The following is a 25290-nucleotide window of genomic DNA, read 5'->3' as shown; positions in this document are numbered from 1 at the left end:
CCCATCACTCCTTTCCCTTGTAGAGCAGTACGGATGCTGTTTTATCCAAAATGATCACATCATCAGGAAAATCATTCGCGTTAAGGGGGGCGGAAACGACATAGAACGTATTGAAATCCTCCAGTTTCTCCACTTCAATGTCGGCTTCGATCACCGATACATTGCCTTTGGTCAGCTTTGTCTCAAAAGAAACCTTCTTGGCACTAATGGCTTGGTGGTTGATATAGAATGTACTTCGATATTGTACACCGGGATGACCGAATAACTTGAAGGTTACATGTACTTTATCTTTTCCTTCGATTGAATAATTGTCCATACGCACGTCACCATCTATTTGGAGCTCGTTATAGACTTTTTTATCTAATGCATTGAGGTCTACCTTTTCGAATCCGCTGGCCTTTTCCAGTAATTCCTGGGTAATGGGCTCCGTGGTCTGACGAACGTCACTTAACACTTCTTCTTTCAGGATGGAGGGGTCATCCAGTGGCTTGGGATCCGTATTAAAACTAATGATTCCATCCAATTGCAATGTCGTTTGGTAACCTCCGTAAGAAGAAGTTTCTTTCATATCTGGAGTGAAGCCAGGATTATATACACTGATGATGTTGATTGAAAGCTGATCCCCTTTTTTTCCCGTGATTGGGGTGAATACAAAAGTAAATGGAGTATAGTGTTCATCATCATCCGGCACCTCAAAAATGTGCATATACTCATACGGAGTATCTGTTGAATTAAACTTGTAAGGCTGCGGCTGTCCATTGATAAAAATGAGAAATCCAACATTATTGGCTTTTCCAGAGGCGGCCACCTCGTAATCTATTTTCATTTCCCCGCCATTGTACGCCATAGGAGCCCTCTGTCCTCTTTGATCCAGCTTTGGATTAGCAAACCTATGACTCATCCTGCCTAAAATCACTTGATTCTCTCCGTCTGTCTCAAATGGATTTTGGGATGGAGCACTTGCCTTTTGAGGCTCAGCACTAGGAGAGAGACTTGAATTCAAGGTTTGCGTCTTATCCGCAGAGCACCCAATAAGAACTAATGAAATGATAAGCATTAATGAAACAAGTCTACATCCCTTTCGTATATTCACATTTTCATCCCCTTTGTGTAAAAATATAATTTCACTTTTTGCTTTCCCTGAGTTCGGGTAACATAGATGCAGAATCGGATTTTGATTTAACATCATCCCCAACACCCTCTCTTAAAACAGCTCCTGTCTCTTCTTTTTTCAACTCATTCACCGGGTGATCCTCTTTGATTGGAGACGAGGAAGGAACAGGCGATGCTACGGGTGAGGGAAGTGCTGAACCTTCTGGATCGCTCCCTTCCTGGTTGGATACAATCTCATTTGCTGCGGCTTGTATTGACGACGCTGGCAACGCTGTTTCAGGCTGTGCTGAATTCAGTTGCAAAACTACGCCTGTTCCAACGGCTGCTAAAGAAATTACGATGAGAAGGGAAAACCCCCATTTTTTGCCGCGGGTATCCATAATGGAATACACTCTTTTCTTTAAACTCAGTTTATTGTCAGAAAAGCTGGTGGAGAACGCGCTGCGTCCTATAGATTGATTCCTCACAACATTAATAATAGTCTCTACATATTGCTGCCGGTTGTTCATATCGGAGTGCATAACGACTGCTTCATCACAGGAAAGCTCACATTGAATAGCGATTTCCCGTGCCATCCGGTAGACGAACGGGTTAAACCAATGCAACGCAGCAGCTGTAAAAATGAGCATCTTGTAGCCTAAATCCTTGCGTTTGAGGTGAATGAGCTCATGCTTCAGGATGAACCGCAAGGCTTGAATCGAGAGACGATTCGAAGGAAGCAAAATAACAGGATGAGCTAACCCCACCAGCATTGGACCCGAAATAGCGGGACAAATCTGCAAATCTACATGCCGGGTGACATTCAGTTCAACTTTTATCTGTTGCAACAATCGCAATGCCTGTCTGTCGTTGGAATTTTCATTCCAGCGTTTTATCAAACGCAATAGACGTCTGTGCCGGACCATATGCCAGGCGACGAATACGACAACTCCTGTCATCCAAACGCCAACAGCTACACTAAGCCAAGGGAATGCTGTTGCGGTAATCCCGGGAAAACTTGTTGCTGTTAGCGGATTAAAGTGGGAAGGATCGGTATTGCCCAGAGTAGGGAATAACGTGTCCACAGAAATAATTGAGACGGGAAGATGGAAACGAAACGGAACAATAAAGCCGATAACAATGACCAGCCAGGCGTAATATCTTCCTTTTGCTGTAAATCTATTTTGCAAAAGAGGCGTAACCGCCATATAGATAATCCCAATAACCGTCATAGAGACCGAACATTCGAGCAGAGTGATGAGAAAGCTATGCATTGTCACTCCCTCCTTTCCTTCGCCCACTTCAGCAGCTCATCCAGTTCCTTGTCACTCGGACGCTTCTCGTTATAAAGTGTGTTAACGAAGCTTAAAAATGAATCATCATGATATTGCTTCAAGAAATGCTCCGTCTCCAAAGCGAGATACACATCCTTATCGACCAAAGGGTAGTACGTGCGTTCTTTGCCTTCCTTCTCCGTACGTAAAAATCCTCGTTCCACCAGCCGCAGCATAAGGGAGATCACCGTTGGAGCTTTCCACTCGCGCTCTTTACCAAGCTGTTCCATTATCGTCGCTGTCGTAATAGGTGGTTCATTGGCCCAGGCCACCCGCATAATTTCAAACTCGGCCTCTGGAAGTTTCTTTATTTTCATGTAGCCTGCTCCTTTTTTGACAATTGTCTTTTTTCAATATTTTACAATCGTCAAAAATAGATGTCAATGAGTTTTTTACAATCGTCAAATATAAGTACAAATTACTTATGTACTACATAGAAAAAAGTTTATGCCCATGCAGATAGAGCGTATCTCCTCAGTTCTATTCTGCATGGCATAAACTTATTTCAAATAACCATCAATGATTAGAGATGTGTATATGTGAAAACAGCATCCGCACTATATGTGCTGCCGCCTTGCACCCCGTGTGTCCCATAAACAACATATACGTTCGACCCTAACGGTGACAAATATCCATTGTAGCTGGTCGCGCCTCTTGAACTATTGATCTGCGACTTCGTAATAACCGTAGTGCCGTTTACATTTTGTGCAGAGCCGGCGATTGTCAGGTAGGCTCTGTCACTGTTAGAACTTACCGAAGTCGAATAATTTGCAGTGGAACCCGAAGCCGACAAGGTACCCTTCAGAGTACCATAGCCGTTTACATTTTTGGTGTCCGTATTTGCAAACGCAGTTACTGCAACCGCCAGAGATGCCACAATAATAGAAGTACTAGCAATTAATTTTTTGCCGAATTTCATAGAAATTCCTCCTTAGAATTGTTTTATTATTACTCTGAACTCTGATCCGCAACATATAAGCTAATCCTTTTGAGGTCCTCTTGATTGTCGATTCCTGGCAATCTTTCTCAATGAGGCGGCGACGGTATTCATCCTATACTTCCTGTTTCCACTAATCATCTCCTTTACATTGCAGATTACTATGAAAAGCTGGAGGATAAATAAATATGTAGAATCTATAGCTTTTCGCAGTTTCTCAAAAGCGGCCTCATATATACCATTACATTGGTAATAGGAAATCACACTAAATTCCAAAATTTTTTCAGAGAGAACAAATTCAGTCAAAAATTGTGCGGGAACTAGCGTCTTAGCTTTTGCTGCATCAATACGTATCTCATAGGCGCGGGGATGAAAGTCATCCTCCATCAGTTTAAAAGTTTCCTGGTTGGGCAGTGAAATTAAACGAGCCGATGTTATGCGTTGATTTTGTTTACGAGTGACGCCATAAAAAAATCCTCATTTGAGCTATCTGTTTTGTTAAGAACAGATAGCTCAGATGAGGACCTCTAGCAGGGAATCCTGTGCGGCTGTGGCAGCCCGTTTGAAGCACACAGGATTCGCTATTATTCTGGTTTGCGGAATTACCCGCTCATGAATACCTTTGGGCTAGCTTTTTCTTATGGCAGTGGAATATTTCCTCTAATGAAATATCATACTTGTTTGCGATAACAATAAGATTTCCAAGCACATCCCCAAGTTCTTCCGTTAATTGGCTTTTATTTTCTTCAAATGATCCTCTGCTCTCATCAGGCCGATCTCTGCCGATTTCCAGTGCCCGGATAGCTCTTGCAACCTCACCCGTTTCTTCGGCTAAAAAGCCAATACGAATGAATATATCCAAATCCGACCAGCCTCTGTCTTGATAATACTGTTTTACCCATTCTTGAAAATCAGTAATGTCCAATGATGACCCTCCACTATGTAAAATACAATTCATTCAATGCTTTTGTATGATGTACACGCCCGACACAAGTAAAACTACACCCACAATTCTATAAGGGTTGATTAGGTGAACATCATTTCCTAAAAGACCGAAATGGTCAAATAAAATGGCAAGAATGATTTGACCACAGATTACCAGGCTGAACATATTGGCAAATCCGATTTTAGGAGAAGCAAATATGGTTGTGAATATATAAAACGCACCAAATAGACCACCTGTTAACATCCACCAACGGACACCCTTAATCGTATTTTCACCCGACAATGTATAGGTACCGTTTGCTAAAGTATAGCAAAATACAAGAGCAAGACCCAATGCCCCTACAGCAAAACTAATGAAAGAGGAGAGAATTGGACTTCCGACTTTTGAGCGAAGCTGTCCATTTATTCCAACTTGTAAGGTTAGAGAAATCCCCGATAAAAATGAAAGCAGATAATACAGTAGTGACATATTTGTCGCCTCCCTTGCGGATAAGTCATTGACTACATTCTTTCAGCTCATTATATTGAATAAATAGATATAAGTGAAATACGATTTTCGGATAGGAGGTATACTGAATTCTTATATGTCTATTAATTTAGAGCTTTATAAAATTTTTTATACGACTGCAAAATTGGGAAGTATCTCTAAAGCTGCGAAGGAATTATTTAGCTCTCAGCCCGCAATAAGTCAATCCATAAAGCAGTTAGAGGAAAAACTTGGGGGGCAGTTATTTTATAGAAATGCAAAAGGTGTTTCACTGACCGTTGAGGGAGAAATTATGTTTCAGTACATCGAGCAGGGTTACGGTCTGATGCTGACAGCCGAGCGGAAGTTTTCTGAACTGAAGCAGATGCAGGCGGGACAATTACGGATATCAGTATGCAGTGCGGTATGCAAATACGATTTATTACAATATATCAGCCAATATAATCGTGAATACCCAAATATCAAAATGTATATAAAAGATGATTCGAGTCATGAAATAGCGAGGCTATTAAACGTAGGCGAAATTGATATCGGTATTTTGAATCTCTACAATACGGATGAAAGCAATCTTGATATTGTCAAAACCTTACAAATGAAGGACTGTTTTGTTGTAGGCGAAAAGTATAAACATCTTTGTGATGAATCTTTATCCATTCAAAAGCTTACAGAAAACTACCCGATTATCCTCCTTCAACAGGGTGGGAGTACACGAGAATATATTGATGAATATTTTCGTTCTCACGGAATCGCTATAGACCCACAAATCGAACTTAGCAACATGGATTTGATGGTAGAATTCGCCATTAAGGGATTAGGGATTGCTTGCATTATGAAGGATTATGTTCAAAAAGAATTGAAAAGCAAACTGCTATATGAGTTAGTGATTGCGGAAAAGATACCCTCAAGAAGTCTGGGAATAGCTACAAAAAAAGGGATGCCTCTGTCAACAGCTACACAAAGATTTATTAATATTTTTGATGCACAGTAGTAAAATATGGCCTACGTCGAATTCGATTCCACGACCTGCGTCATAGTTGTGCAAGCCTCTTACTCGCCAATGGAGTCGGCATGAAAGAAATTCAGGAATGGCTGGGATACAGCAACTATTCTACAACAGCGGACATTTATTCTCATTTGGAATACAGTTCCAAAATAACTTCAGCATCAGCGATGAGCAATGTTCTGGTCCTTTAATAAAAAAGATCGCATTGCCCTCAATATTCCATGAGAGTCATGCGATCTTCTCCTCGTTCTCTCCTTAGGAAAAAGGAGAGAACTGCAGGAGAGAACTCGATAAAAAGTTCTCTCCTAATCTGTTTCAAAAGCAAAGGTTTTTCGGAAAAAACCCTTATAAATCAAGGATGCCGAGGACGGGGGTCGAACCCGTACGGTACTCACGTACCGCAGGATTTTAAGTCCTGTGCGTCTGCCTGTTCCGCCACCCCGGCATGAAATGTGCGTTGTAACGCGACAAGAAATATAATATCACGTATCCAGCAAACACGCAATCAAAATCCCAAAAATTTTTTTTGCAAAAAAACATCCCGGCCGGAGCCGGGACGGGTCAAGTTCAAGCGCACGGGTGCTAGTGGCGATCGCGTTCACCGCTTCTACTGCGCATACCGGCCAGCCCCAGCAGTCCTACGAGTCCTAGCCAACCCCAGTTCGAGCGGTTGCCGTCATTGTTTGTCGCTGCTGTAGTGGTGCTTGTGGCCCGGTATTTAGTGCCTCGCGAAGCATCCGGATATTGTGTCGTAGTGCCATTTGTTCCTGTACGCATCTTATCGTTCATGATCGAATCGTTGTTGTGTGTCGTTCCTGTAGTCCGGTTCAACAGGGTATTGTCCTCCTGGTTAAGCATAGGGCCTCCGGTTCTGGTCCCCATGTCGCTCATGGTGTTGCCTGTTCTGTTCTCAGTCTTGAGCCCGTTCATTCCTGTATCAGGAACTGCCGAGCCCATTCCTCCCGTACCCGCAGCATTCACTGCGTGACCGGCTCCAAGCAAACTCATCGATAATACTGTACCGCATGCAAGGCTTGTGATCAGCTTCTTCAAGTTGTTATGCCCCCTTCATGGTTTGTCGCTGATAATTTCCCCACAAGGTGCGGCATCTATTCATACAAGTTATTCCTTAACGAGGTTGACGGTCTTGCTTACGGCATCATAAGTTACCTTGGCGCCAAGCGCTTCCGCAACTGCCCGCACAGGCGCATACGTTGTCCCGTTCTCTACAAGTCCGGTTGTGAGCTTGCCCCCGTTCAGCATGATGGTGATCCCTTGTTCCTCTGCCGGTTCGTTTGCGCTGATCTTAGCCAGAGCCTCTTGCATCTGTTGTTCAGTCGGACGCTTTCCGGCCAGTAGCTGAGCGGTTGTAAGTCCGAAGGTCATCTGCAGATGGGGATAGTCTTTAAAGGAAGTCCAATCACCGCCCCATTCAAACCCCAGCAGTTTAGCTAACGCAGCCACTTCCTGCCAATCTGCGACCTTATCGCTGTCTCCGTCCCGGTTCATATCCCAGGACACGTTGTTGCCATCCGGCAGCAGCAGCGCAAAATCAATGGCCAATCCGTAATTATGATAACTGCTGCCTCCCCGGGCATTCGTAACAATCGGTCCCTTCTTGGTTCTGCCCTGCGCATAAAGCGCATTCTGCTCTGCAATTGTGCGCATCCCCTGAGTAATGATGATGGGTACACCCTTGGCATAGCTCCGCTGGATCAACTCATCCGCAGCAGCTTGCAGCACGGGATGAAGTTTGCCCAGCGATCCGGCAGATTTACTCTTAACCTGATCCAATGTCAGCATATAATCACCCCCTGGTATAGTAAATGCCTTCTCATGCTGCATTGCTTGTATACCTGTCTTGATCAAGCTCCCGGTGGATGATTTCCGCAGGAAAAGGCTAAAATAACAATGAAGGGTGGGATAACACAATGGAGATTCACAGCGATAGCTACAAGGTGGCTGTACTTGCCGATCAGGAAGATGCCGTGGAGGTGATCCGCCAGGCCGAAGCGGCAATTGCCCAAATTACAGGCAACAAGGCCGTTACCCTGATCGCTTATGAGAAGACGGAGGCAACCGGCGTAAATTGAAATGAAATACCGGGATAAGCAGTTCATATCAGATGTGGAAAATAATAGATTCACATGGTAAAATCCATTTGTGAAACTCTTCACAGGGAGATTATTGCCATGACCTTACAGGGCACTTCCACGAGGAGTGCCTTTTGTATTTTGAAAACTTGAACTGGGTTTGGGGGGCAAATGTGAACATCACTATTCATAATGTAGAACAAGTGTACCGGAATAACAGCCATGCACTGTATCCGGTTGATTTGGAATTTCACGAAGGGGTTTACGGTCTGCTGGGACCAAACGGAGCAGGCAAGTCCACCTTGATGAATATTCTGACCATGGCCAAAAAGCCGACAAGCGGAACTGTCTACTGCAACGGTGTGGATATCAACACGATTCAGAACGAGTATAAAAGCAGGATCGGCTATTTGCCGCAAACCTTTGGACTGTTCCCGGCCTTGTCAGGCCGAGAATTCCTGATGTATGTTGCCGCTCTAAAAGGATTACCCAAGAGGCATGCAGCCGGCAGAATACAAGAGCTGTTAAGTGCGCTTAACTTGAATGAAGTCGGTGACCAGCATATCGCCAGCTACTCCGGCGGGATGAGGCAGCGGATCGGCATTGCCCAGGCTTTGCTTAACAATCCCAAGTTTCTGCTGCTGGATGAACCCTCGGTGGGACTCGATCCCGACGAACGGGTGAATTTGAAGAATCTCATTACCAAGGCCGCGCAAGACGCAACCGTGATCTACTCCACCCATATTGTGTCCGATATTGAAGCACTGGCAGGTAACATTAATATCATGAAGCAAGGCAGAATTCTGGCGGCTGGAGCCGTGAACCAATTGACAGAACCTATAGAAGGCCTGGTATGGAAGATGAACGTGGATTACAGCGGGCTTGCTACCCTTCAGGACAAATACATATGCAGCAGCAGCAGTAGATCTAGCGACGGAATTGAGGTCCGTGTCCTTTCTTCAACACCGCCAAGCGCCAGGGCCGAGCCGGTCTATCCCACCCTTGAGGATGTCTACCTCTATCTCATCCACCAGGATAAGATCAAAGGAGAATCACCAGCATGACAAGGGCCTCCGCCTTAAATCTCCTGTCTGTATCTCTGGTCCTGGTGAAAGAACGCATACGAAGAGCAAGCTTTCTGTGGACAATCGTTGTTTTTGCGTGCTGTACTTATTATTACTTTCCGGCGAGTGATACTACCGGCAGCCTAACCACCGTTATTAAAAACAGTCTCCTTGACGGGCACTACAGAGGGACCTATAACTCCGTATGGATGGGTCTGCTGGTGGTGTTGTTTTTTAACTGTCTGCTGCTATTCGGGGGCATCTTCCTGATCCGAAACTCCATCGGAAAAGATGTGACGCTGCAACTGGAGATGTACTATACTACCTCTCCCCTAAATGTGCATCAATATGCGGAATCCAAACGTTTGGCAAATTTCCTCTACCTTGCGCTGGTTGCCATGGCCGTTGAAGTCATGGCTCTGATCATGCAGCTCTGCAGGGGGGAAAGCTATGCGATTGAGCCTCTTTCCTACATAGTGCCTTTTGTACTGCTGATTTTACCCTTTATCTATGTATTATCCAGCGTGACGGTTTGCATGGAGCTACTCCCCCCGCTGCGCAGAAATCTCGGCAATCTGCTGTTGTTTATCCTGTCCTACGCCTATCTCTCCATCATATTCGCCGGTGCGAACAAAACAGAGATCAATCCGTACTTCGATGTTACCGGTCTGCAGTTTATCGTTAAGAATGTATTCAGCCAGTTCAGGCAGTACTTTGCGCTGACCCGTCCAAATGATCCTTCCATTTCCTTTTTTGAGACGATCGGCGATTATAACAACACTTTTCAGATGTACACCATGACTTGGGAGTTCAAATTTGTGATCAGCCGGATCGTTATCGTGCTGGTTGCGTTTATATTTATGCATCTGCTCGTTGCCTTAACAAGCTATGAAAGGATCTTCGGAACCTCCCGTACCCGGGTCAAACCGGCAAAAGCAAACCGCAGCTCAGCCCGGAAACTGGCGAAATCTCTAGTACCGGTGAATCCAGCCTATACGGCCCCGGCTCCAGAACCTTTTAAGGCCCAATTCATCAGCATCATCCCTTACGAACTGAAGATTGCCTTCAGGGGATCTGAAAAGCTAATGCTGCTGGTGCTCCCTTTGCTTGCTGCCCAGTATTTCCCGTCCATAGACAGCTTGCATGCGATAGGATTCCGGCTGGCCTCCCTAATGCCTCTGTTTATTCTGTCAGGCAGCGGGTTTCACAAGCAAGAGGCCTATATTTACGCCACTGTAGCCTATAAGAATAAATACTATTTCAGTAAAATAATCATGTATATGCTGCTGCTTGCCTTATTTTTCTCCGGGACCTTGTTCAATTTATTCGTACACGCTCAGTACGCCGGGATACTTTCGCTCATTGTGGGAATTACGTTTGCCGTTGCATCCGCCAGCCTCACCGTTGTTGTTCCCCCTAATCTGTTCAATGTCCTGTACATATTGATGTGGTATATGGGCATCATTCAAAAGATAGAGGTCCTGAACGTTTACAGCAATTCGGGGAATGGCTGGATCACCGGCTTCTATGGAGCAGCGGCACTTCTGATGATGGTCTTCTCCTACAAAAAAATATAATCCGCATGCATTCCGGCAACCGATCATCAAACGATGTAGACTTCTAAAATATCATCCACGTTGACCCATTTCCATTCCTCCGCCCACTGCAGCTTGAATTCGCGCGAGTGGGTGTGAATGGAGGTCACAAAGCCGCTCAGCAGCTTGCGCTCAAAAGGATCAAACAGAACAACCGTCACACGGACATGCGCCCGCAGCGACAGAGCCAGCGTACACTCGATCTCTTCCAGCTTCTGTTCATCCAGAATCGGCTTAATCGTGCGCAACGTTTCCCGTTCATCTCTTATAATCCGGCTTTTATGCTCCGGCAGCATCATCCGGCTGCTCTCCCACAGGCCATTGCCTTTCAGCTTCTTGCCGAGTGTCATTGCCATTCCCCCCCGATGGTTAATACATCACTTATGCTCTATATAACACGAACGTATGTTTGTATTATATCCGCAGTTCCGCTTTTTAATCAACCAGAAATAAATGACAGAGGGAAGTGCCTGTTTTCCACAAAATAGATGTATAATACTATATATTGTAAATGAAAAAACCGGCTGCTCCATTCCAAATAACGAATAAAAAGGCGCACACAGCCTGCAGCTGTGAAGCGCCTTTTACCATTTTGTGTAAGGACGGACCTCAACAAATTGTGGGTATTCCTTATTTGCCGCCGGTAACGGTCGATGTCCCGGAATTTGTGCTATTCTCTGTCGTCGGAGCCAGCTTTACGTCCGTACTGCCCACTGCTGTACCAGACTCCGCATCCGCAGTCCCCGCAGCTTCTGTACCGATTTCGTCTTCGATCAGCCCTACGGCAGCCCTTGCTTCGTTCAGCTTGGAAATGCCATACAGCATCGCCACATCCGCCTGCTGGTTCATTGCATTGAACTCATCGGCCGTAACGTCGGGAGAAACGGCGCTTTTCGAGGCTTGCTCTTTAATGGAGTACGCGCTTTTAAAAGCGATCATTGATTCACTCAGTAGTTTTTGAACCTCTTCAGGCAGGCTTTTGGAAACCTTCACATCCCCCACCTCATCGGCAATTTCCGATGTCGTATCCTGGAATTGATCAACCGCTTTCTCGAGCTCCTTATCCGAGGCTTTTCCTGTCGAATAAGAGGTTAAAGTAGTGTTGAAATTATCCAGGGAAGACTTGCCCTTTTCATCGAATTTTGACATCTTGTCGTAGAAGTTTTGTACGGTCTCCTGCGCTTCTTCCTCTGATGCAGGGGCTGAACTATTATTGCTGCAGGCGCTGAGGATAACCACCACCATAAGTAATCCTGTCAGTAAAGCTTTTCTCATTTTTGAATCCCTCCACTTAACAGAATAATGGCGGCTTTTGCAAAGTGCAAATGAAAATATTGTAAAATGGCCCCGAATGAAACATTTTCCTAAAATTAAGCGTATTCATGGGTAAAAAGATCTCCGGCCGTGACCGGAAATCTAATGGTATACTATAATCATTTCATCCGGAATAAGAGAGGAAGATCCCTTATGGCTTATTGCACAGCCTGTGGCGCAGAAAACAAGCAAAGTGCCAAATTTTGCGGAAAATGCGGAGCACCTGTCGATGGAACGGTTCCAGCGGCACCGCACCAAACGTTAGCTAAAGGAATGTCCGGCTCCGGCTCAGGTCCGGAAGTCGAACTGTGGGAGGGCAAACCCGCCGGCATTTCCGACCGCCTCAAAGGCCTCATAGGCCTTAACACAACTACCTACACGATCACCAGTCAGCGGATTATGGTCAAGACCGGACTTATCGGCAAGGATCTCGAAGAAGTTGAACTGCTGCGGGTAAATGATTTCTCGGTGGCCCAGTCCATTCCGGACCGTCTGCTTGGAATCGGAACGCTTACTGTGTTCTCCGATGACCCTTCATCACCACAGCTTTTGTTCCGCAAAATCCGCAAGGTGCAGTCTGTGAAGGATGTGCTGCGAGGCGCTGTCCGCAACGAAAAAATTGCCAACAACATCAGCTACCGCGAGCAAATCTAAGTTGTTGCGGCAGCCCGTTACGGAAGATACAACGCTCCGGCCGGAATAACGCCTTTAGGCTGGCTGGAGCTTTCCCACATTAACACCGCCTTCGCATCGCCCTGGTTCTCATAATACTCCACCTTCAGCTCATGCAGCTTGCCGGCAATCAGGCCGATGCTGCCCTTGCGCTCCTGCCCGCTCTGCTTCATCCAGCTGTCAATTACCAGCACTCCGTCAACCCACACCCGGATGCCGTCGTCCGAGGAAGTGTAAATCGTATAGCCCTCGCTGTAGCCCCCCTTCAGCCTGCCGCTCCAGCGCACTGAGAATAAATTGGCCGGAACCGCCGGATCGGGAGCACCCTGCTTCCAGATGAAATTAATATTGGCATCGGTGCGGACAAGCGCCGGAGTGCCGCTAAGTGACGCATTATTGTAATACTCTCCCCGAAGTCCTGGCAACGAAGTTGCCGGAGGCGCCGAGACTGGTTCCGCAGCCTTGACCGTATACTCTGACCGCGTGAGTACAAAGCTGTCCTTCATAAAAGACTTAATAACCGCATCGCTGTTATTCTCGTACAGCAATTTGCCCCAGGTCATCTGGTACGACCATTTATTCTGCGAACCTGCCAGCAGGGCCGGGGACGGCAGCTGCCCGTTCTCCCCAATGGCTATCAGCTTGCCCCGCCCCAGATCCCAAAGGGTGTCGTAGTGACTCTTTTTGAAATCCCCCTCATAAATATCCAGCGCCAGCACATCCACCCTTCCTGCACCGGGGTAATAACCCGCAGGCTCGTCACACCACTGATTTTTGGCATTCGGGCTCCACACCCAGAGCAGATTATGCAGCTTATGATAAACGGTGTACCGCTCGAACATAAGGTTCCAAAGCTCGGTGAAACGGCGTTTTTGCCCCCACCAGAACCATCCGCCGTTCATCTCATGGTACGGTCTCCATAACACGGGCACACCGGCATCCCTCAGTTTTTTTAAAGAAAGGGCCGTCTTGTCCAGATCCTTCATTAACGCATTGTATTGAGCGGTGCCGGGAGTGAGGTATTTGGCAAAATCACCTTCACTAAGACTCATAGAGACATTGGACCAGGCCGGAGCCGTACCCGGTAAATGGGCATGGTAGCTCATCGTCACAATTCCGCCCGCCTTATGCCAGCGCACTGCACTGTCCACCACCGCCTGACGCTGGCTCTCTATAACTGTCTCTGTCTGATTGTTGATCGCACCCAGCTCATAGCCGTGGAGCGCGGCAGATTGTCCGCAGGTATTCTTCAGCTTGTTGCTGAATTCATCCGGACTCTCCAGATAATCATGCTGCCCGCTGAGGATCGCTGTGCCTTGCAGCGAATATAACGTATTCAGCAGCTTCAAGGCCGGAAGCGCCAGTTCGGTGTCCGCCGGAGTTCTAAGCAGACTGCTGAATGCTGCCTGCCACTGGGCATCATTCACCAGCCTTGAAGCCGAATCGAGCATATCCCGGAGTATACGCTGTTCCATCCTTGTTCACCCTCCCTTGGTTTTATACCATGTTATGACAAGGTTTGGGACAAAGTGGCGGCGGATGGACAACAAACGGACAAAATTATCGGTTCCCACAAAGAAACGGCTCCGCTCTCCGTTTCCAGTGCTAGCAAAAAAGAGCCCGAAGGCTCTTTGGTTTGTGTCTCCGGCCTGGGTTAGCATGGCCTGCCGATCTCATCGACTCTAGACGTATGTATAATGCCGGGACGGCTGCCTCCTACCTCGCATACCGCAAAGGCAACAAATCAATAATGTCGACCTTGGTCAGGTTGTCATCCTCGATTAGAATGACCTTGCAATCCTTGCCATAGTCAGCGATCAGCTCCCGGCACATGCCGCAAGGTGAGACAACCTTGATCTCTCTGTCCTCGCTGTCCGGGTCCGGGTGCCTCACTGCAACGATGGTATCGAACTCCTTGTACCCCTCGGAAATTGCCTTGCCGATCACCATCGCTTCCGCGCACACAGTAACCCGGGAGAGGCTGGCCTCGAGGTGAACCGCCGTGAAGATCTCGCCCGTCTTGGTGCGCAGGGCCGCACTGACATGATGCCGCTCCCACTCATACCGTTTCTTGATAATCTCCACCGCAGAGGCGATAAGCGTCTGGTCTTCAATTGAAATCTCTTTTCCCATCTTCCTGTCCCCCCTTCATTTTCCTAACTTAGTATACTAAAGGACACTGAATTTACGCTATACTAATTAAGCCTATGCTTCCGATGCTAGTTTTGTACGAACCGAATCTATGAAGCTATGCTCACAAAACTTAAGCCTATGCTTCCGATGCCAGTTTTGTACGAAACCGAGTCCACGAAGCTATGCTCACAAAACTTTTAGGAGGAGCAGATGTGAAAAAGAAGAAATTCATCCCCAGTCTTATCATCATTGCACTGTTGGTCCTGGCGGCTTACTGGTTTGAAGATAATGGCCAGAACGTCACGACGCCTTCTTCGGAAGACTCCGAGGTAGTCCAGCTCGAATTCCCGGCGGATCGTTACCCGGAGACAGCCGGACATATCCAGGAGGCAATCAGCAGCGGGGAATCGGCGATCTGCACCATCAACCGGGGGGAAGCCGAAGCGAACCGCAAGGAATCCTTAAAAGGGGTGCCGACCAAAAAAGGTTACGACCGTGATGAATGGCCGATGGCCATGTGTGACGAAGGCGGCGCCGGAGCCGACATTGAATACATAACGCCAAGCGATAACCGCGGGGCAGGAAGCTGGGTAGGCAATCAGCTGGAGGATTTTGCCGACGGAACAAAGGTAGAATTCATGTTCAAATAACAAAGAAACGGATGCCGTCCTCCCGGAGGGTATCCGTTTCTTTGTGTAAATAGCGTTACGCAGATTGCCTCAGTCCCTCCAGTGGCCGCTGATCGAAGTATGCGCTCCAGGCTCGGGAGTTTCCCAGGCCACCAAAATAACCGCCGATTCTATTGGCTGTGGCGGCTGCCATTGGATATGACCCTCCAGCACCAGCTCACGAAATCCGGAATAGATTCCCGCCGGTGTCCGCCCGCTGAGCCTTGCAAGCTCTGGCAGTGTTGGCATCCTCCGGAAATGGTTGCTGAAATGGTACATGATCCTCAGCAGCTTGCGCGCTGTATCATCCAGCATAACGGGCCTTTGCCTGTCGCCAGGCAAGGATGTTTGCTGTCCGGAATACCCTTGGACCGCCCGTGGTCAGACAAGTGGCCCGGAGCAGCCCGCCTTTAATCCCATGAACCTCAATTCTGCGCTGGGTGATGTTCCCCGACTTGTCCTCATATATGATCTCAATAACCTGCCCGATCAGCTTCTCCAATTCTTTTGCACTCATGTAAACCGCCTCCTTTAGAAAGCCCAGGAATATTTGTATGTATTATATGCGAACAAACGTTCTTTATGCAATCTTCCGTGAATTAGGCGTAATATAAAGTGGGATAATATTCCACGCGCGGAGAGCCAAGGTGTTCTATATTTGTTATCGGGGAAAAAGGCTTTACGGGCCCATGTCTGAGGAAGAAGCCTTCAAGGAATGGTTTGCACTTGCAGGCACGGTAAAAGAACTCTATATCATTGAAGTCGACGAAACCACGGGAAGAATCAAACGTCAGATTGGACCCACAGCCCGTAAAAAAAAGAAATAGCCCCATCTGGCATATGCCTGACGGGGCAGCATTCGATTGAGTCTGATTTAGAATATACAGGCTTTTGTAATAATTACCAGAAGAATAAAGAGAACCAGAATGGAGGTTGTCGATGTCCATGGACTTACTACCGGCACAACTACCGGAGGACCTTGGTTTACTCCACCGACGTTATTACCGCAACCGCAACCATAATCTACACCCATTATTTAAATTCCTCCTCGTGAATATTGAATACAGCACAGAATATGTCAAAGCCTGATCTACCGTATGGGCCAAACGGCAAAGAAATGTCATTCACCTAAAGTATCGGCCTGTCATTGTCGATATACAGTAAGTAAATTCAAAGCTGTGAAGCTTCAAAAAACTTAGCGTATGCTTTCGATGTGAGTTTTGTACGAAGAACTTTCAGGAAGCATTGCTCACAAAACTTAGCGAATGCTTCCGAAGCGAGTTTTTTTGCGATGCAGCATTCAAAGCAGAGGAGCTTCAAAAAACTTAGCGAATGCTTCCGAAGCGAGTTTTGTACGAAGAACTTTCAGGAAGCATTGCTCACAAAACTTTTAGGAGGTGCAACATGGACATTGCTGCATTATCAATGGCGATGAGTCAAGCGTCCCTACACCAGGCTGCAGGGCTGCAAGTCATGAATATTGCCACAAAAACGACTGAGATCCAAAGCCAGAATCTGGTCCAAATGCTCCAGCAGAGCCCACACCCCAACTTGGGAAAAACACTTGATATTGTAGTTTGATTGATTTATGCTTATATACATAAGAACATGAGTTCCGGTTATCCTTGAGCCCTTTGGGCTTTTCTTTTGGCCAATAATACGAACATACGATCCTATATCGAGGTGATTCCCATGCAATCCTACTATCAAATGACCGCCCTGGAGAAATGGACTGAAGATTTATATCAGCGGTTGAACGTGCAACAGCCGTCGCAAATCTCCATCGAGTACATATCGGAGCGGCTGAATATCTGGATTCATTATCTGGATGTAAGAAGCAAGAGCATTGAAGCCTCTGCAGGCATGTACAGCATGTTTATTGACAGCCGCCTTCCTCCCGGGCTGCAGCGTCTTGAGTTCCTCCATGAGCTCTGCCATTTGCTTCGCCATGCCGGTAACCACACGCTGATGCCCGAACAATTCACACAGGCACAGGAGGATGAATCCGAACGTTTTATCCTTTATGCGGCGATGCCTTACTCCATGATTTCCGCCAGAACATTACCTGAACTCCGTGAAGATGCCGTCCAATATATCGCTTCAACCTTTCAGGTCCCTGCTGAGCTGGCCATGCAGCGGATTGACCAGATTCAGAGACGAGTGTTCCAGGGGCAATTGATGGCTGTGATGGAAAGGAACGAAGACAGAAATTTAATCCACCGACATATTCGGTAAACGCTGCGGGGATAATAAGTCTATGCATAATGAAATGCAGAGACCTTATGTATAGGGTGAATTTACCCGTAAGGGGGAACGAAATGGACGCCATTCAAGTCATCCAGTTATTAATGACCCATCCGGATTACAGCGTGGATGCAGTTCATCCCGATATCCCGGATTTTGTTGGCATTGAGAGCATTGAGGTCGATCATGAAACCCAGACCTTCTCCATTCTGCTGCAAGAACCGAAGGAAGAAGATTAAGGGAACCCATGGACAAAAAAAGTGACCCCGCCGGCGTCCGGCAGGGTCCATATCTATTAATAAGGGGGGTATGTGTATACTATAAGCCCGTTAGCTTAAGCCCTAATGAAATCCCGCTGAAGATGAACTGAATCTTTTACTAGAGCGTGTCTTCAAACTGGAAGAGCTCTGGGGAAGCAGAGATTTGAAAGTAGGGCCCCTAAAAGCCTGCAGCGGGTTCGTGTACTCGAGGGACGGACTCAGGAGACGCTATGGAGAGTAAAACCCCTGTTTATTCTCTTTTGCGGACCCAGACGACATTATCTGCTCTGCATTCTATCAAGAAGCGGCCATCAGGGAGAAATAACTGCGCTGGAGTCCGTTTTCCTACTGTAACAGGCTAAAATCTCCAAATAAGTGCAACTCGGTCCATTCATGCTAGAGTCAGGAATAAACTTTCCGGACGCACACACGCCTTCGGAAGAAGTGCGAAGTCTCTGAAACACCGAAACGTAAGCCTCCACCGAAAAAACTACCTAGTGGCGAAATGCCTTTCTCCGCGTGTGATCAGAAAATGCTACTGTACCCATGATTCCTTAGGGCATACAGCAGCAGGTTTTGGCGGGTCAAGCGCTTTGAAGACACGCCCTAGTCCCTATGATAGTATCGTAGAAATCGCAGCATGTATTCTTGTTCATCCTGATAGCGCTTGTCTGACTTACACTGTGCGTTCATGAGAAGAACGAATGAACACGCTGGCTAGCCTGCACTCACAAACTGCATTACGCCTATTGCCGTCAGCAGGAAAAACACGATCAGAATCCCCCATATTACCCTGCGCAATATTTTTCCGGGGTCATTGCCGGGTGGATGCCCGCCTTGATTCTCCAGCGTAGCTATCCGGCGCTCAAGCTCCTGAATTTTCTTTTGCTCAGACATATTCTCCATCTCCTTTTTCTGTGTATACTCAATAAAACGCTTCCAAATCCAAAAAGTTTCATAAAAGGAAATTAACCTTTCTTTCATCTCTCTGTAACCTATCTCCCAATTTATTCCTTTACTATGGGAGGAGGAGGGGATTTCCATGAAAACACTCTGGGTTCTTATGTCCGTAATCCAGCTTATGTTCGCATACAGTCCGCAAGCCGGTAACATAGATGAAGATAATAACATCCGTACATTCCAATATTCTTTAGAAGCTGGGTATAGCTGGAAGGCAACTTCAGCAGGTTCAGGAATGTATCAGGCAGATAACCGTATCTATATGAGTAATGACAGAGGCATATCCTGGCATAAGCTGAGCGATTCCTTGAGCGGCACTTTGCCAAGCGGCCCCATTGGAGACCTCAAGTTTAAGACGAAGGACACTGGATGGGTTACGATCCATTCTCCACGACAAGGCGATATTGGACTATATAAGACAACCGATGGCGGAATTCACTGGACCAAAGAGCAGCTTGAAGTACCTTCCAAATACGCTGCCATTCAGTTTAACCCTGCCTCTCCTATATTTTTCACCTCTACAAATTATGGAATCGTCCTACTGAATGAGATCGGGCTGCTGAACGAGAAAGGCCAGACTGAAACCTCTCTACTCTTCTATGCAACGCAAGACAATGGACGTCATTGGACCCCCATCATGGATAGACCTGAGGGAGAATGGAACGGTTTATCCTGGAAGGCAACTTTGGATCAGAAATCCGCAAGCTACTCATGGAATATTACTATCGGCGATAGAACCTGGACTTCATCCAATGGGGAAATCTGGTCTATGAAATAAGATCCTTAGCATTTATAAAACGGGTGTCTTGAAGAATAGGCACAGCACTGCTAATATTCACCTGGCAGCAATAGGTCACATCGTCTTCATACCCGCGCTCACGGAGTTCACGGGCACTCGCACAATCCCATATAAGCTCCCTGATGGTTTTGCTGGAGTACTTCAAAGCTCCAATACAGACCTCAGCCTCAGGAGATTTGCTGCCGGTTAATTGGGAAAGAATTAGACCTGCACCTAAATAATCTTCAATGCCTGGACGCAAATTATTTTCACCATCCCTAACATCGGACCACCTTTCACCGCAGGGAACCACAGTGATATTTGCCTGCAATTGCTGCATTAAACGGTTAGCAACCTCAGCCACGGCAGACGCATTAAGGAAACATCCGATGAGCAGCGCCGGCACCTGTGAAGCAATCCATGTACAAGCAGCACCATTTAATGAACATAATACAAAGTCACGGCCAAAATCAGCAGAACTAAACGACAATGGTGACAGGGAATGCCCGCCTTCTCTTATCGCCTCCGCTCTTCCCCAGACGATTTCCGCACTGTTGGCTCTGGCATAGGCTTTGGCATTCTCATTGATTGGCGGGGGATACGGAAAGACATTAGCCTTGTGCTGAACCGCAGTCACTACCGTAGAAGAGAAGCTGAGCACATCAACTATGATCACAATGTCCCCGCGTTCAGACGCGGCCCGCGCTCCTCTTTGCCCCCATTCCACTTTGACTTTATACGGTGTCTGGTCATAAAACATCGGACTTCCTCCTTTATCCCAATATATTCTTCAATCACTAATACACCAAGGTAAAATGCGATCCATGTCCCCTGAATGTTAATACTCATCAAACGATTCGCTGCCGCCTCTTTTTTATAGGCAGTAGATAATATTTGCTATAATATAAAGTAAAAATATACAATGGTTCCTTCATAACCAGCTTCTTCGGGAAAGATGCCTCCAAACCGCTTATCCTCAGATGGGTATCTGCGCTTGTTGTAGCGGGTATTCTGCTCTATATTTTTATCTTTGATGATCTTTCAGATTAGGAGGACATTTGATGAGCCCCCCCTTTGTCCCAGTTCAAGCCCGCTCCTCCATTCTTAACTTGCCCGGTAAATATAACGAATGGAGGCCAAGTGTTAAATTACATAAATATGTATACTGTTACTGGATGTCTGCCATCCGCAGTTCCCAAGACTCCCTAAGCCCAATTTCAATATCCGGCAGGAAGGAAATGATTGCCCCCGACGGCTGCATCGATATCGTATTCCAGATAGGACAAGATAGGGCAACCCTTCATGGCATGATCGTTGGCACGTTGGACCGGTCACTTTATGTGGATCTGGCGTATGACCGCCTGCACACCTTCGGAATCCGATTTTATCCGGGAGGGCTGCAGGCTTTCTTGAGGGAACCGGCTGATTTATTCACATGATCAAGGCGCTGGGCAGCGGCACAGTAATCAGCAAGGAAGCCTATGACCGTATGCTTACTCCTTACGGATATTTGTGGTACCTGGAGGCTTCGGTGGGATATGGCTGTTGTGTGAAGGGCGAGCCTGTAGAAGAAATGTTTATGGACGGGAATATTTATGGATACACCTGTCGCGGGGGTGTACTGCTTTCCGCCAATGGGCTGGCATTTTACAATTCATTATGAAGAAGGCCTGCTGTATGTAGACCGGCTGTTCAATCAGGAGTTCAAAAAAAAGAAGTTCCAGCAGGTAACCTACAGTTTTGATACCTTGAACCTGCCTTATTGGAGATCCGGCGGATAAACCGGTAAACAATAAAGCAGCGGAAGCCTGAGCAGAAACAATACTCTTGGCAGCCGCTGCATTTGTGTGTGTGTAACTTAGGAAGCTGGATAAGCAGAAGTTACAGCCAGAATGATTTGGTAATAATTACGAGCAAAATAAACAATACCAGAATTGCCGCAGTCGATGTGCCAATACCGCCAACATGACCTACATTTTCTCCGCATCCACATGAACCCATTTCCCATTCCTCCTTCAAAAGTGAGTACAGCATAGAATATGCAGAATGCCCTTCACTGCTTGGGTGAAATGGAAATGTGTTGTTATGCATTCAGCCGGTCTGGTTTATTTATCCGCCATGAATGTTACGTATGTTGCTGCTGCAAATACAACAACCAGCACCAAAGAAATAACGCCCATAATCCGTTCATTTTTCCAGGCACGAATTGTGTTTGCAATATATAGGATCATGAGCCCTGCCATCATTAGCGACAGGTTGATGCCCGTTATAAACAACACAACAAACCCTATCATTACACAACCCCAAATAATCATGAACCACAAAGGATAATTTTTAAAGATCGTTTTAAGCATTTTCCGCCTGCCTCTATTCCATCTCAAATTTATACTTCCCTATAATCTCACAATCCAGTCTCGCTAGCAACGGAGGAAGTTTGTCCGGCAGCTGTAAAGCAAAAAAGGACAAGCTCTTAGAGCCTATCCTTATCCATTTAGACTACATAATTCCATATTAATCCGATTTATACGAGAGGCGCTTGAATCAATGTTGCAAAATTGAACTTGTGTACGTGACCATCATTTAAAGTAGTTTGACCCGTAACAAAATGGACGTGTTTGCCGTTTCCTACTGGAATAGCTGGTCCTGTTCTAATCTTCTTCAAATTATGAAAATGGTTAAAGAAATCGGTTCTTTCCAAATCAATCTCATGGACATGACTTGCTCCTGCCCGAATCGCCTGTCCTGTAACACCTGCGAACCGGTGGTTGTGCCGATCTGCACCTTCTTCAGCCAGTTTAGTGCTCCCTTCAAATTCATGTACGTGTCTCTGTGCCTGAGTGGAGCCTGCTCTTATCTTCTTTATTGTAGGCCGTTTCTTCTTCATCCGTTGTCTACCTCCCTAAAATTATGCAACTTCCCAACATCTTATTAAGGCAAACTCGGATAGGTGCACAGCCATTGTCTGGTCTTTTCTGGATTCAAAAAAAAACCACAACATAGCAAAAACCCCTTGCTAGGCAAGGGGTTTTTGCTATTTATAGGTTCACGGATTCAAGCGGGAGAGAATGGGGAAAGGTTATATTTTGGAGCTTGCTAACGGATTTGCTAAAAGAGACTTTTATTTCACAGGTTCAAGCTGCTTTCCTGCGAATTTATTAAGTTCATTTTCAATTCTGTCAACGGCTTCTTACTGCATAATCGGGAGTAGATGTGAGTACCTCTCATTAAACATCGCAGGAGTCATGCCTAGTCGTTCTGCGGCAACCTTCGGATTTATTCCAATCGCTAGTAAAAATGCTGCATGGGTATGACGCTGATCATGGAACCTAATCTTCTTGGCCCCGGCATTGCGAATAAGAACATCCATTCCTTCTGTGATTCGCTCTTTCCACCTCAGCCCCAGAATTTCGCCTCGCCGCATTCCCGTATGAACATGATGCTTTGAGGATTGCAGAAACAGAACTGTATTTCTTTCTGCTCTTTTGCATTTACCTTGCTACGCATAGGTACCTTACTCATGATGTCTTCAGCCAGTAACCCCGCTGTGCGAATTCCAAAAAGATATGGAACTCATTCGATAATTTACTGGCCGCTTGAGTGTACTGAACCGGCAGAGTGATATTTTCTACCATAAAGAAGGGGAGAGCGGCGGACATACTGAAGCGTCCAGCTTCATTCTCCTAAGCCCCCCGGAATATCGCAGGCATCTGAACTCCTGAGTGGCGAATGACATGGCAAAGTTCATGAAAGAATATCATACGTTGTGCCTTCAAATCTTCATATTGATTCAGAAAAATAACTTTTTCTTCATTGTCACTGAATGTTCCGTGAGCATGATAGATGATATCTATCCCAAATATTGCAGCAACCCTCCCCATTTCCAGATTCGATGGCGTCAAGATTCCATTCGATTGATATTGATCTTCGAGCATATGCTCCAACGGTGTTTAATAATATTTGGTAAAACATATGTATGGCCATCCATTATAGGAATACACGTTCTGTTTTTTGTTCAAAAGAAAAGCCATTACTGGCTGATCTTTTTTAGCATATAAAATGCGCTAATTGGTATGGTGGACTATATTAGTTGTGTAAATAATTCATATAAACCGTTTAACTGTTTGGACAAACTGTTCCTTATAAGAAATCAGTTCAGAAATATCTTTAATACCTATCATTGTTTTATCATCATCGTTAAACTGAATATACTTGTTTGCACCGTTAAAATGTAACCGGCAAATCCATTTCCGAATGCTATTGTCTACAAGTATATTGAAATAGCTTAGATTGTCGCGGTAATTAATACGCTCTGGAGCAATAATATCTTTTAAAAGAATCCTTGCAGTTATGTAACCTTCGAGTTCTTCCTCTGTAGTAACAATCTCAGAAAGATTTTCTTTATTATTTTCTATATCTGTCACTATTTCATGAGTAACGGCAACTTCACTATTAAGTTGATCCGAATTTGTATTTGCAAGAGCGGTTTGGAGCTTATCGTTTAAAATATCATTCACAAATTCTTTGAATGAACGTTTTACAATGCCATTAAATTTTTCAATAATCTGCCTTGTTTTCTTTCCAGGATAGACATCAGATAGAATTGCTGAAACAAAATCATCGGTTGGGCTTTCCCATTGTTCCTTCAAGAATCGCTTAATTTCAATTGTGTACTTTAGTTCAGATGCAGTCGTATTAATACTTTCTACATCAAAGATATCTTTTTTGAATTTAACCAATTCAGCTATTTGATGTTCCCTTATGTCGAAAAGATTAAATTCAAAGAATGGGGTGACATCCATTTTATTTTGCTCTTCAAGATCAGTATAAAATCTATAGATGATCCCATTTGTTAAAATTGCGAATTTGGCTACGGTTGTTCCAAAATATCTGAATAACTGAGAATCATGCTTTGTGAGTATTTCTGTTATTGATTTTGCCTCGATTAAGATCATAGGTTTTTTGTTTTGCATTATTGCATAGTCAACCTTTTCACCTTTTTTAATCCCAACATCAGCAGTGAATTCTGGAAGGAATTCTTCAGGATTAAACACATCGTAGTTTAACGCTTGAAAGAATGGCATAATCACAGAAGTTTTGGTAGCTTCCTCTGTCAAAATACTATCCTTCATTTTTTGAACTCGTTTAGCCAATGCTCTGATCTGATCCGCAAATTCCATATTGATATCCCCTAATGTTCCCCATCGGCTGAGGGAATTGCTCATTTCATGAGTTTTTCTCTGCTTGATCGACTGCACGCTTCTTCATTTCGCGGTACCTCAATAATGCTGCTTCCATCTCTTCGATTTCGTCCTTTGAATACTTGTCTGGCCCACCATAAAAGGACATATTCGTTTCTCTTTGATTAAGTGGAGCCGGATCATTAGTTCGTCCTAGTAAATAATCTCCACTTGTGTCAAGTGCGTCGGCTAATCTTCTCAGAGATTCAGGATCTGGTTTCCTGTCATTTGTTTCATACCGTGACAGCTGCACAACAGTCAGTCCAGACATCGCAGCTAAATCCTTTTGTATGATGTTCTTCATTTCTCTGAGGTACTTTATTCGATCACCGAGTGTTCTCATCTTGACTCCTCTCTATAAGCTATAAATAAGTAGATATAATTTATATTAGCATTGCCATATTGGTAAATAAAGGACATTGCCAAAAAGGTATGACATTACCAAAATGGTGACTTATAATCATAGCGCAAGTT

Annotated in this window: 37 protein-coding genes, 1 tRNA gene and 1 pseudogene; 15 read left to right on the top strand and 24 right to left on the bottom strand. The window is 45.6% G+C overall.

Annotated elements, in window-relative coordinates; all coding sequences use genetic code 11:
- Positions 1-4: 4 nt before the first annotated feature.
- From NYE29_RS18575 to NYE29_RS18550, 6 genes are all read right to left on the bottom strand, one after another.
- Positions 5-1186, bottom strand: coding sequence for a beta-glucanase/beta-glucan synthetase (locus NYE29_RS18575; protein ID WP_340897010.1), 1182 nt, complete (start codon positions 1184-1186; stop codon positions 5-7).
- Positions 1125-2366: a M56 family metallopeptidase gene (locus NYE29_RS18570; protein ID WP_340897009.1), complete on the bottom strand. Its 1242-nt coding sequence runs from the start codon at positions 2364-2366 to the stop codon at positions 1125-1127. The genes NYE29_RS18575 and NYE29_RS18570 overlap by 62 nt, the downstream gene beginning before the upstream one ends.
- Positions 2367-2368: 2 nt before the next feature.
- Positions 2369-2743 carry a BlaI/MecI/CopY family transcriptional regulator gene (locus NYE29_RS18565; protein WP_076109963.1) on the bottom strand — a complete coding sequence of 125 codons (375 nt, stop codon included), beginning with the start codon at positions 2741-2743 and terminating at the stop codon, positions 2369-2371.
- Positions 2744-2949: 206 nt separating this feature from the next.
- Positions 2950-3345, bottom strand: coding sequence for a hypothetical protein (locus NYE29_RS18560; protein ID WP_076109964.1), 396 nt, complete (start codon positions 3343-3345; stop codon positions 2950-2952).
- A 628-nt stretch (positions 3346-3973) separates the two neighbouring features.
- Complete coding sequence (locus NYE29_RS18555) at positions 3974-4288, bottom strand: MazG-like family protein (protein ID WP_340897008.1); 315 nt, start codon at positions 4286-4288, stop codon at positions 3974-3976.
- A 33-nt stretch (positions 4289-4321) separates the two neighbouring features.
- Positions 4322-4777, bottom strand: a complete 456-nt coding sequence (locus NYE29_RS18550; RefSeq protein WP_076109966.1) for a DMT family transporter — start codon at positions 4775-4777, stop codon at positions 4322-4324.
- Between the two features lie 115 nt (positions 4778-4892).
- On the opposite strand from NYE29_RS18550, the gene NYE29_RS18545 reads away from it, so the two are divergent.
- Both NYE29_RS18545 and NYE29_RS18540 read left to right on the top strand, forming a co-directional pair.
- A complete protein-coding gene (locus NYE29_RS18545) occupies positions 4893-5783 on the top strand; it encodes a LysR family transcriptional regulator (protein WP_340897007.1) in 891 nt (296 codons plus the stop codon).
- Between the two features lie 14 nt (positions 5784-5797).
- Positions 5798-5989 (top strand): annotated as a pseudogene (locus NYE29_RS18540) (tyrosine-type recombinase/integrase); the annotation flags it as partial.
- Positions 5990-6157: 168 nt separating this feature from the next.
- Here the strand turns inward: NYE29_RS18540 and NYE29_RS18535 are convergent.
- From NYE29_RS18535 to NYE29_RS18525, 3 genes are all read right to left on the bottom strand, one after another.
- Positions 6158-6243, bottom strand: a tRNA-Leu gene (locus tag NYE29_RS18535).
- Between the two features lie 137 nt (positions 6244-6380).
- A complete protein-coding gene (locus tag NYE29_RS18530) occupies positions 6381-6851 on the bottom strand; it encodes a WGxxGxxG family protein (RefSeq protein ID WP_340897006.1) in 471 nt (156 codons plus the stop codon).
- A 69-nt stretch (positions 6852-6920) separates the two neighbouring features.
- Positions 6921-7601, bottom strand: coding sequence for a M15 family metallopeptidase (locus NYE29_RS18525; RefSeq protein ID WP_340897005.1), 681 nt, complete (start codon positions 7599-7601; stop codon positions 6921-6923).
- Between the two features lie 128 nt (positions 7602-7729).
- On the opposite strand from NYE29_RS18525, the gene NYE29_RS18520 reads away from it, so the two are divergent.
- The 3 genes from NYE29_RS18520 (at position 7730) to NYE29_RS18510 (ending at position 10532) form a co-directional block, all read left to right on the top strand.
- Positions 7730-7891 (top strand): hypothetical protein, encoded by a 162-nt coding sequence (locus tag NYE29_RS18520; protein ID WP_179091674.1) that lies wholly within the window; start codon positions 7730-7732, stop codon positions 7889-7891.
- A 173-nt stretch (positions 7892-8064) separates the two neighbouring features.
- Positions 8065-8955 carry an ATP-binding cassette domain-containing protein gene (locus NYE29_RS18515; protein ID WP_340897004.1) on the top strand — a complete coding sequence of 297 codons (891 nt, stop codon included), beginning with the start codon at positions 8065-8067 and terminating at the stop codon, positions 8953-8955.
- On the top strand, positions 8952-10532 hold the full coding sequence (locus NYE29_RS18510; protein WP_340897003.1) for a hypothetical protein: 1581 nt from the start codon (positions 8952-8954) through the stop codon (positions 10530-10532). Before NYE29_RS18515 ends, NYE29_RS18510 begins: the two co-directional genes overlap by 4 nt.
- Positions 10533-10558: 26 nt before the next feature.
- Here the strand turns inward: NYE29_RS18510 and NYE29_RS18505 are convergent, their stop codons facing one another.
- Entirely contained in the window at positions 10559-10900 is a 342-nt protein-coding gene (locus NYE29_RS18505) for a YolD-like family protein (RefSeq protein ID WP_038595306.1), read from the bottom strand.
- Between the two features lie 280 nt (positions 10901-11180).
- Complete coding sequence (locus tag NYE29_RS18500) at positions 11181-11825, bottom strand: hypothetical protein (protein ID WP_340897002.1); 645 nt, start codon at positions 11823-11825, stop codon at positions 11181-11183.
- Between the two features lie 192 nt (positions 11826-12017).
- On the opposite strand from NYE29_RS18500, the gene NYE29_RS18495 reads away from it, so the two are divergent.
- Positions 12018-12518 carry a PH domain-containing protein gene (locus NYE29_RS18495; protein WP_340897001.1) on the top strand — a complete coding sequence of 167 codons (501 nt, stop codon included), beginning with the start codon at positions 12018-12020 and terminating at the stop codon, positions 12516-12518.
- A gap of 17 nt (positions 12519-12535) precedes the next feature.
- On the opposite strand, the gene NYE29_RS18490 is transcribed toward NYE29_RS18495, so the two are convergent.
- Together NYE29_RS18490 and NYE29_RS18485 are read right to left on the bottom strand one after the other, a co-directional pair.
- Positions 12536-14011, bottom strand: coding sequence for a glycosyl hydrolase (locus tag NYE29_RS18490; protein WP_340897000.1), 1476 nt, complete (start codon positions 14009-14011; stop codon positions 12536-12538).
- A 241-nt stretch (positions 14012-14252) separates the two neighbouring features.
- The gene (locus NYE29_RS18485; RefSeq protein WP_038595311.1) at positions 14253-14669 is read right to left on the bottom strand and encodes a cytidine deaminase; all 417 of its coding nucleotides are present in this window, start codon (positions 14667-14669) and stop codon (positions 14253-14255) included.
- 212 nt (positions 14670-14881) lie between these two features.
- Between NYE29_RS18485 and NYE29_RS18480 the strand changes: the two genes are divergently transcribed.
- A complete protein-coding gene (locus tag NYE29_RS18480; RefSeq protein ID WP_340896999.1) occupies positions 14882-15319 on the top strand; it encodes a NucA/NucB deoxyribonuclease domain-containing protein in 438 nt (145 codons plus the stop codon).
- 69 nt (positions 15320-15388) lie between these two features.
- On the opposite strand, the gene NYE29_RS18475 is transcribed toward NYE29_RS18480, so the two are convergent.
- Together NYE29_RS18475 and NYE29_RS18470 are read right to left on the bottom strand one after the other, a co-directional pair.
- On the bottom strand, positions 15389-15652 hold the full coding sequence (locus NYE29_RS18475) for a hypothetical protein (RefSeq protein ID WP_340896998.1): 264 nt from the start codon (positions 15650-15652) through the stop codon (positions 15389-15391).
- On the bottom strand, positions 15642-15854 hold the full coding sequence (locus tag NYE29_RS18470; RefSeq protein WP_340896997.1) for a hypothetical protein: 213 nt from the start codon (positions 15852-15854) through the stop codon (positions 15642-15644). Before NYE29_RS18470 ends, NYE29_RS18475 begins: the two co-directional genes overlap by 11 nt.
- Before the next feature lie 172 nt (positions 15855-16026).
- On the opposite strand from NYE29_RS18470, the gene NYE29_RS18465 reads away from it, so the two are divergent.
- Positions 16027-16164, top strand: a complete 138-nt coding sequence (locus NYE29_RS18465) for a hypothetical protein (protein WP_156130945.1) — start codon at positions 16027-16029, stop codon at positions 16162-16164.
- A gap of 47 nt (positions 16165-16211) precedes the next feature.
- Here the strand turns inward: NYE29_RS18465 and NYE29_RS34615 are convergent, their stop codons facing one another.
- Complete coding sequence (locus tag NYE29_RS34615) at positions 16212-16370, bottom strand: sporulation protein YjcZ (protein WP_144024224.1); 159 nt, start codon at positions 16368-16370, stop codon at positions 16212-16214.
- A 371-nt stretch (positions 16371-16741) separates the two neighbouring features.
- On the opposite strand from NYE29_RS34615, the gene NYE29_RS18460 reads away from it, so the two are divergent.
- From NYE29_RS18460 to NYE29_RS18450, 3 genes are all read left to right on the top strand, one after another.
- Positions 16742-16918 (top strand): YjfB family protein, encoded by a 177-nt coding sequence (locus NYE29_RS18460; protein ID WP_076109072.1) that lies wholly within the window; start codon positions 16742-16744, stop codon positions 16916-16918.
- A 111-nt stretch (positions 16919-17029) separates the two neighbouring features.
- Positions 17030-17572, top strand: a complete 543-nt coding sequence (locus NYE29_RS18455) for an ImmA/IrrE family metallo-endopeptidase (RefSeq protein ID WP_340896996.1) — start codon at positions 17030-17032, stop codon at positions 17570-17572.
- An 83-nt stretch (positions 17573-17655) separates the two neighbouring features.
- The gene (locus NYE29_RS18450; protein ID WP_340896995.1) at positions 17656-17820 is read left to right on the top strand and encodes a hypothetical protein; all 165 of its coding nucleotides are present in this window, start codon (positions 17656-17658) and stop codon (positions 17818-17820) included.
- Between the two features lie 738 nt (positions 17821-18558).
- Here NYE29_RS18450 and NYE29_RS18445 read toward each other — a convergent pair.
- The gene (locus NYE29_RS18445; RefSeq protein ID WP_144024223.1) at positions 18559-18738 is read right to left on the bottom strand and encodes a hypothetical protein; all 180 of its coding nucleotides are present in this window, start codon (positions 18736-18738) and stop codon (positions 18559-18561) included.
- 145 nt (positions 18739-18883) lie between these two features.
- On the opposite strand from NYE29_RS18445, the gene NYE29_RS18440 reads away from it, so the two are divergent.
- Positions 18884-19579: a WD40/YVTN/BNR-like repeat-containing protein gene (locus NYE29_RS18440; protein WP_340896994.1), complete on the top strand. Its 696-nt coding sequence runs from the start codon at positions 18884-18886 to the stop codon at positions 19577-19579.
- Here NYE29_RS18440 and NYE29_RS18435 read toward each other — a convergent pair.
- Complete coding sequence (locus NYE29_RS18435) at positions 19569-20339, bottom strand: 2-phosphosulfolactate phosphatase (RefSeq protein ID WP_076109068.1); 771 nt, start codon at positions 20337-20339, stop codon at positions 19569-19571. The genes NYE29_RS18440 and NYE29_RS18435 overlap by 11 nt on opposite strands.
- Positions 20340-20640: 301 nt before the next feature.
- Between NYE29_RS18435 and NYE29_RS18430 the strand changes: the two genes are divergently transcribed.
- From NYE29_RS18430 to NYE29_RS18420, 3 genes are read left to right on the top strand one after another with little or no spacing between them, the layout of a single operon-like run.
- A complete protein-coding gene (locus NYE29_RS18430) occupies positions 20641-21018 on the top strand; it encodes a DUF6597 domain-containing transcriptional factor (protein ID WP_340896993.1) in 378 nt (125 codons plus the stop codon).
- The gene (locus NYE29_RS18425; RefSeq protein WP_340896992.1) at positions 21015-21242 is read left to right on the top strand and encodes a hypothetical protein; all 228 of its coding nucleotides are present in this window, start codon (positions 21015-21017) and stop codon (positions 21240-21242) included. Before NYE29_RS18430 ends, NYE29_RS18425 begins: the two co-directional genes overlap by 4 nt.
- Entirely contained in the window at positions 21214-21360 is a 147-nt protein-coding gene (locus NYE29_RS18420; RefSeq protein WP_340896991.1) for a hypothetical protein, read from the top strand. Before NYE29_RS18425 ends, NYE29_RS18420 begins: the two co-directional genes overlap by 29 nt.
- A gap of 100 nt (positions 21361-21460) precedes the next feature.
- Here the strand turns inward: NYE29_RS18420 and NYE29_RS18415 are convergent, their stop codons facing one another.
- From NYE29_RS18415 to NYE29_RS18390, 6 genes are all read right to left on the bottom strand, one after another.
- Positions 21461-21580: a sporulation protein YjcZ gene (locus NYE29_RS18415; protein WP_144024222.1), complete on the bottom strand. Its 120-nt coding sequence runs from the start codon at positions 21578-21580 to the stop codon at positions 21461-21463.
- A 104-nt stretch (positions 21581-21684) separates the two neighbouring features.
- The gene (locus NYE29_RS18410) at positions 21685-21933 is read right to left on the bottom strand and encodes a hypothetical protein (protein WP_038595321.1); all 249 of its coding nucleotides are present in this window, start codon (positions 21931-21933) and stop codon (positions 21685-21687) included.
- A gap of 167 nt (positions 21934-22100) precedes the next feature.
- Positions 22101-22463 carry a YmaF family protein gene (locus NYE29_RS18405; RefSeq protein WP_076109065.1) on the bottom strand — a complete coding sequence of 121 codons (363 nt, stop codon included), beginning with the start codon at positions 22461-22463 and terminating at the stop codon, positions 22101-22103.
- 796 nt (positions 22464-23259) lie between these two features.
- Positions 23260-23478 carry an ImmA/IrrE family metallo-endopeptidase gene (locus tag NYE29_RS18400; RefSeq protein WP_340896990.1) on the bottom strand — a complete coding sequence of 73 codons (219 nt, stop codon included), beginning with the start codon at positions 23476-23478 and terminating at the stop codon, positions 23260-23262.
- A gap of 201 nt (positions 23479-23679) precedes the next feature.
- Entirely contained in the window at positions 23680-24756 is a 1077-nt protein-coding gene (locus NYE29_RS18395) for a type I restriction endonuclease (protein ID WP_340896989.1), read from the bottom strand.
- A gap of 46 nt (positions 24757-24802) precedes the next feature.
- Entirely contained in the window at positions 24803-25159 is a 357-nt protein-coding gene (locus NYE29_RS18390; protein WP_340896988.1) for a helix-turn-helix domain-containing protein, read from the bottom strand.
- Positions 25160-25290: the final 131 nt, after the last annotated feature.

It is taken from the genome of Paenibacillus sp. FSL M7-1046 (assembly GCF_038007405.1).
In the GTDB taxonomy this organism is placed as follows: domain Bacteria; phylum Bacillota; class Bacilli; order Paenibacillales; family Paenibacillaceae; genus Paenibacillus_AQ.
Note: the sequence above shows the minus strand (reverse complement) of the source record. Positions and strands in the feature narration are given on the sequence as shown.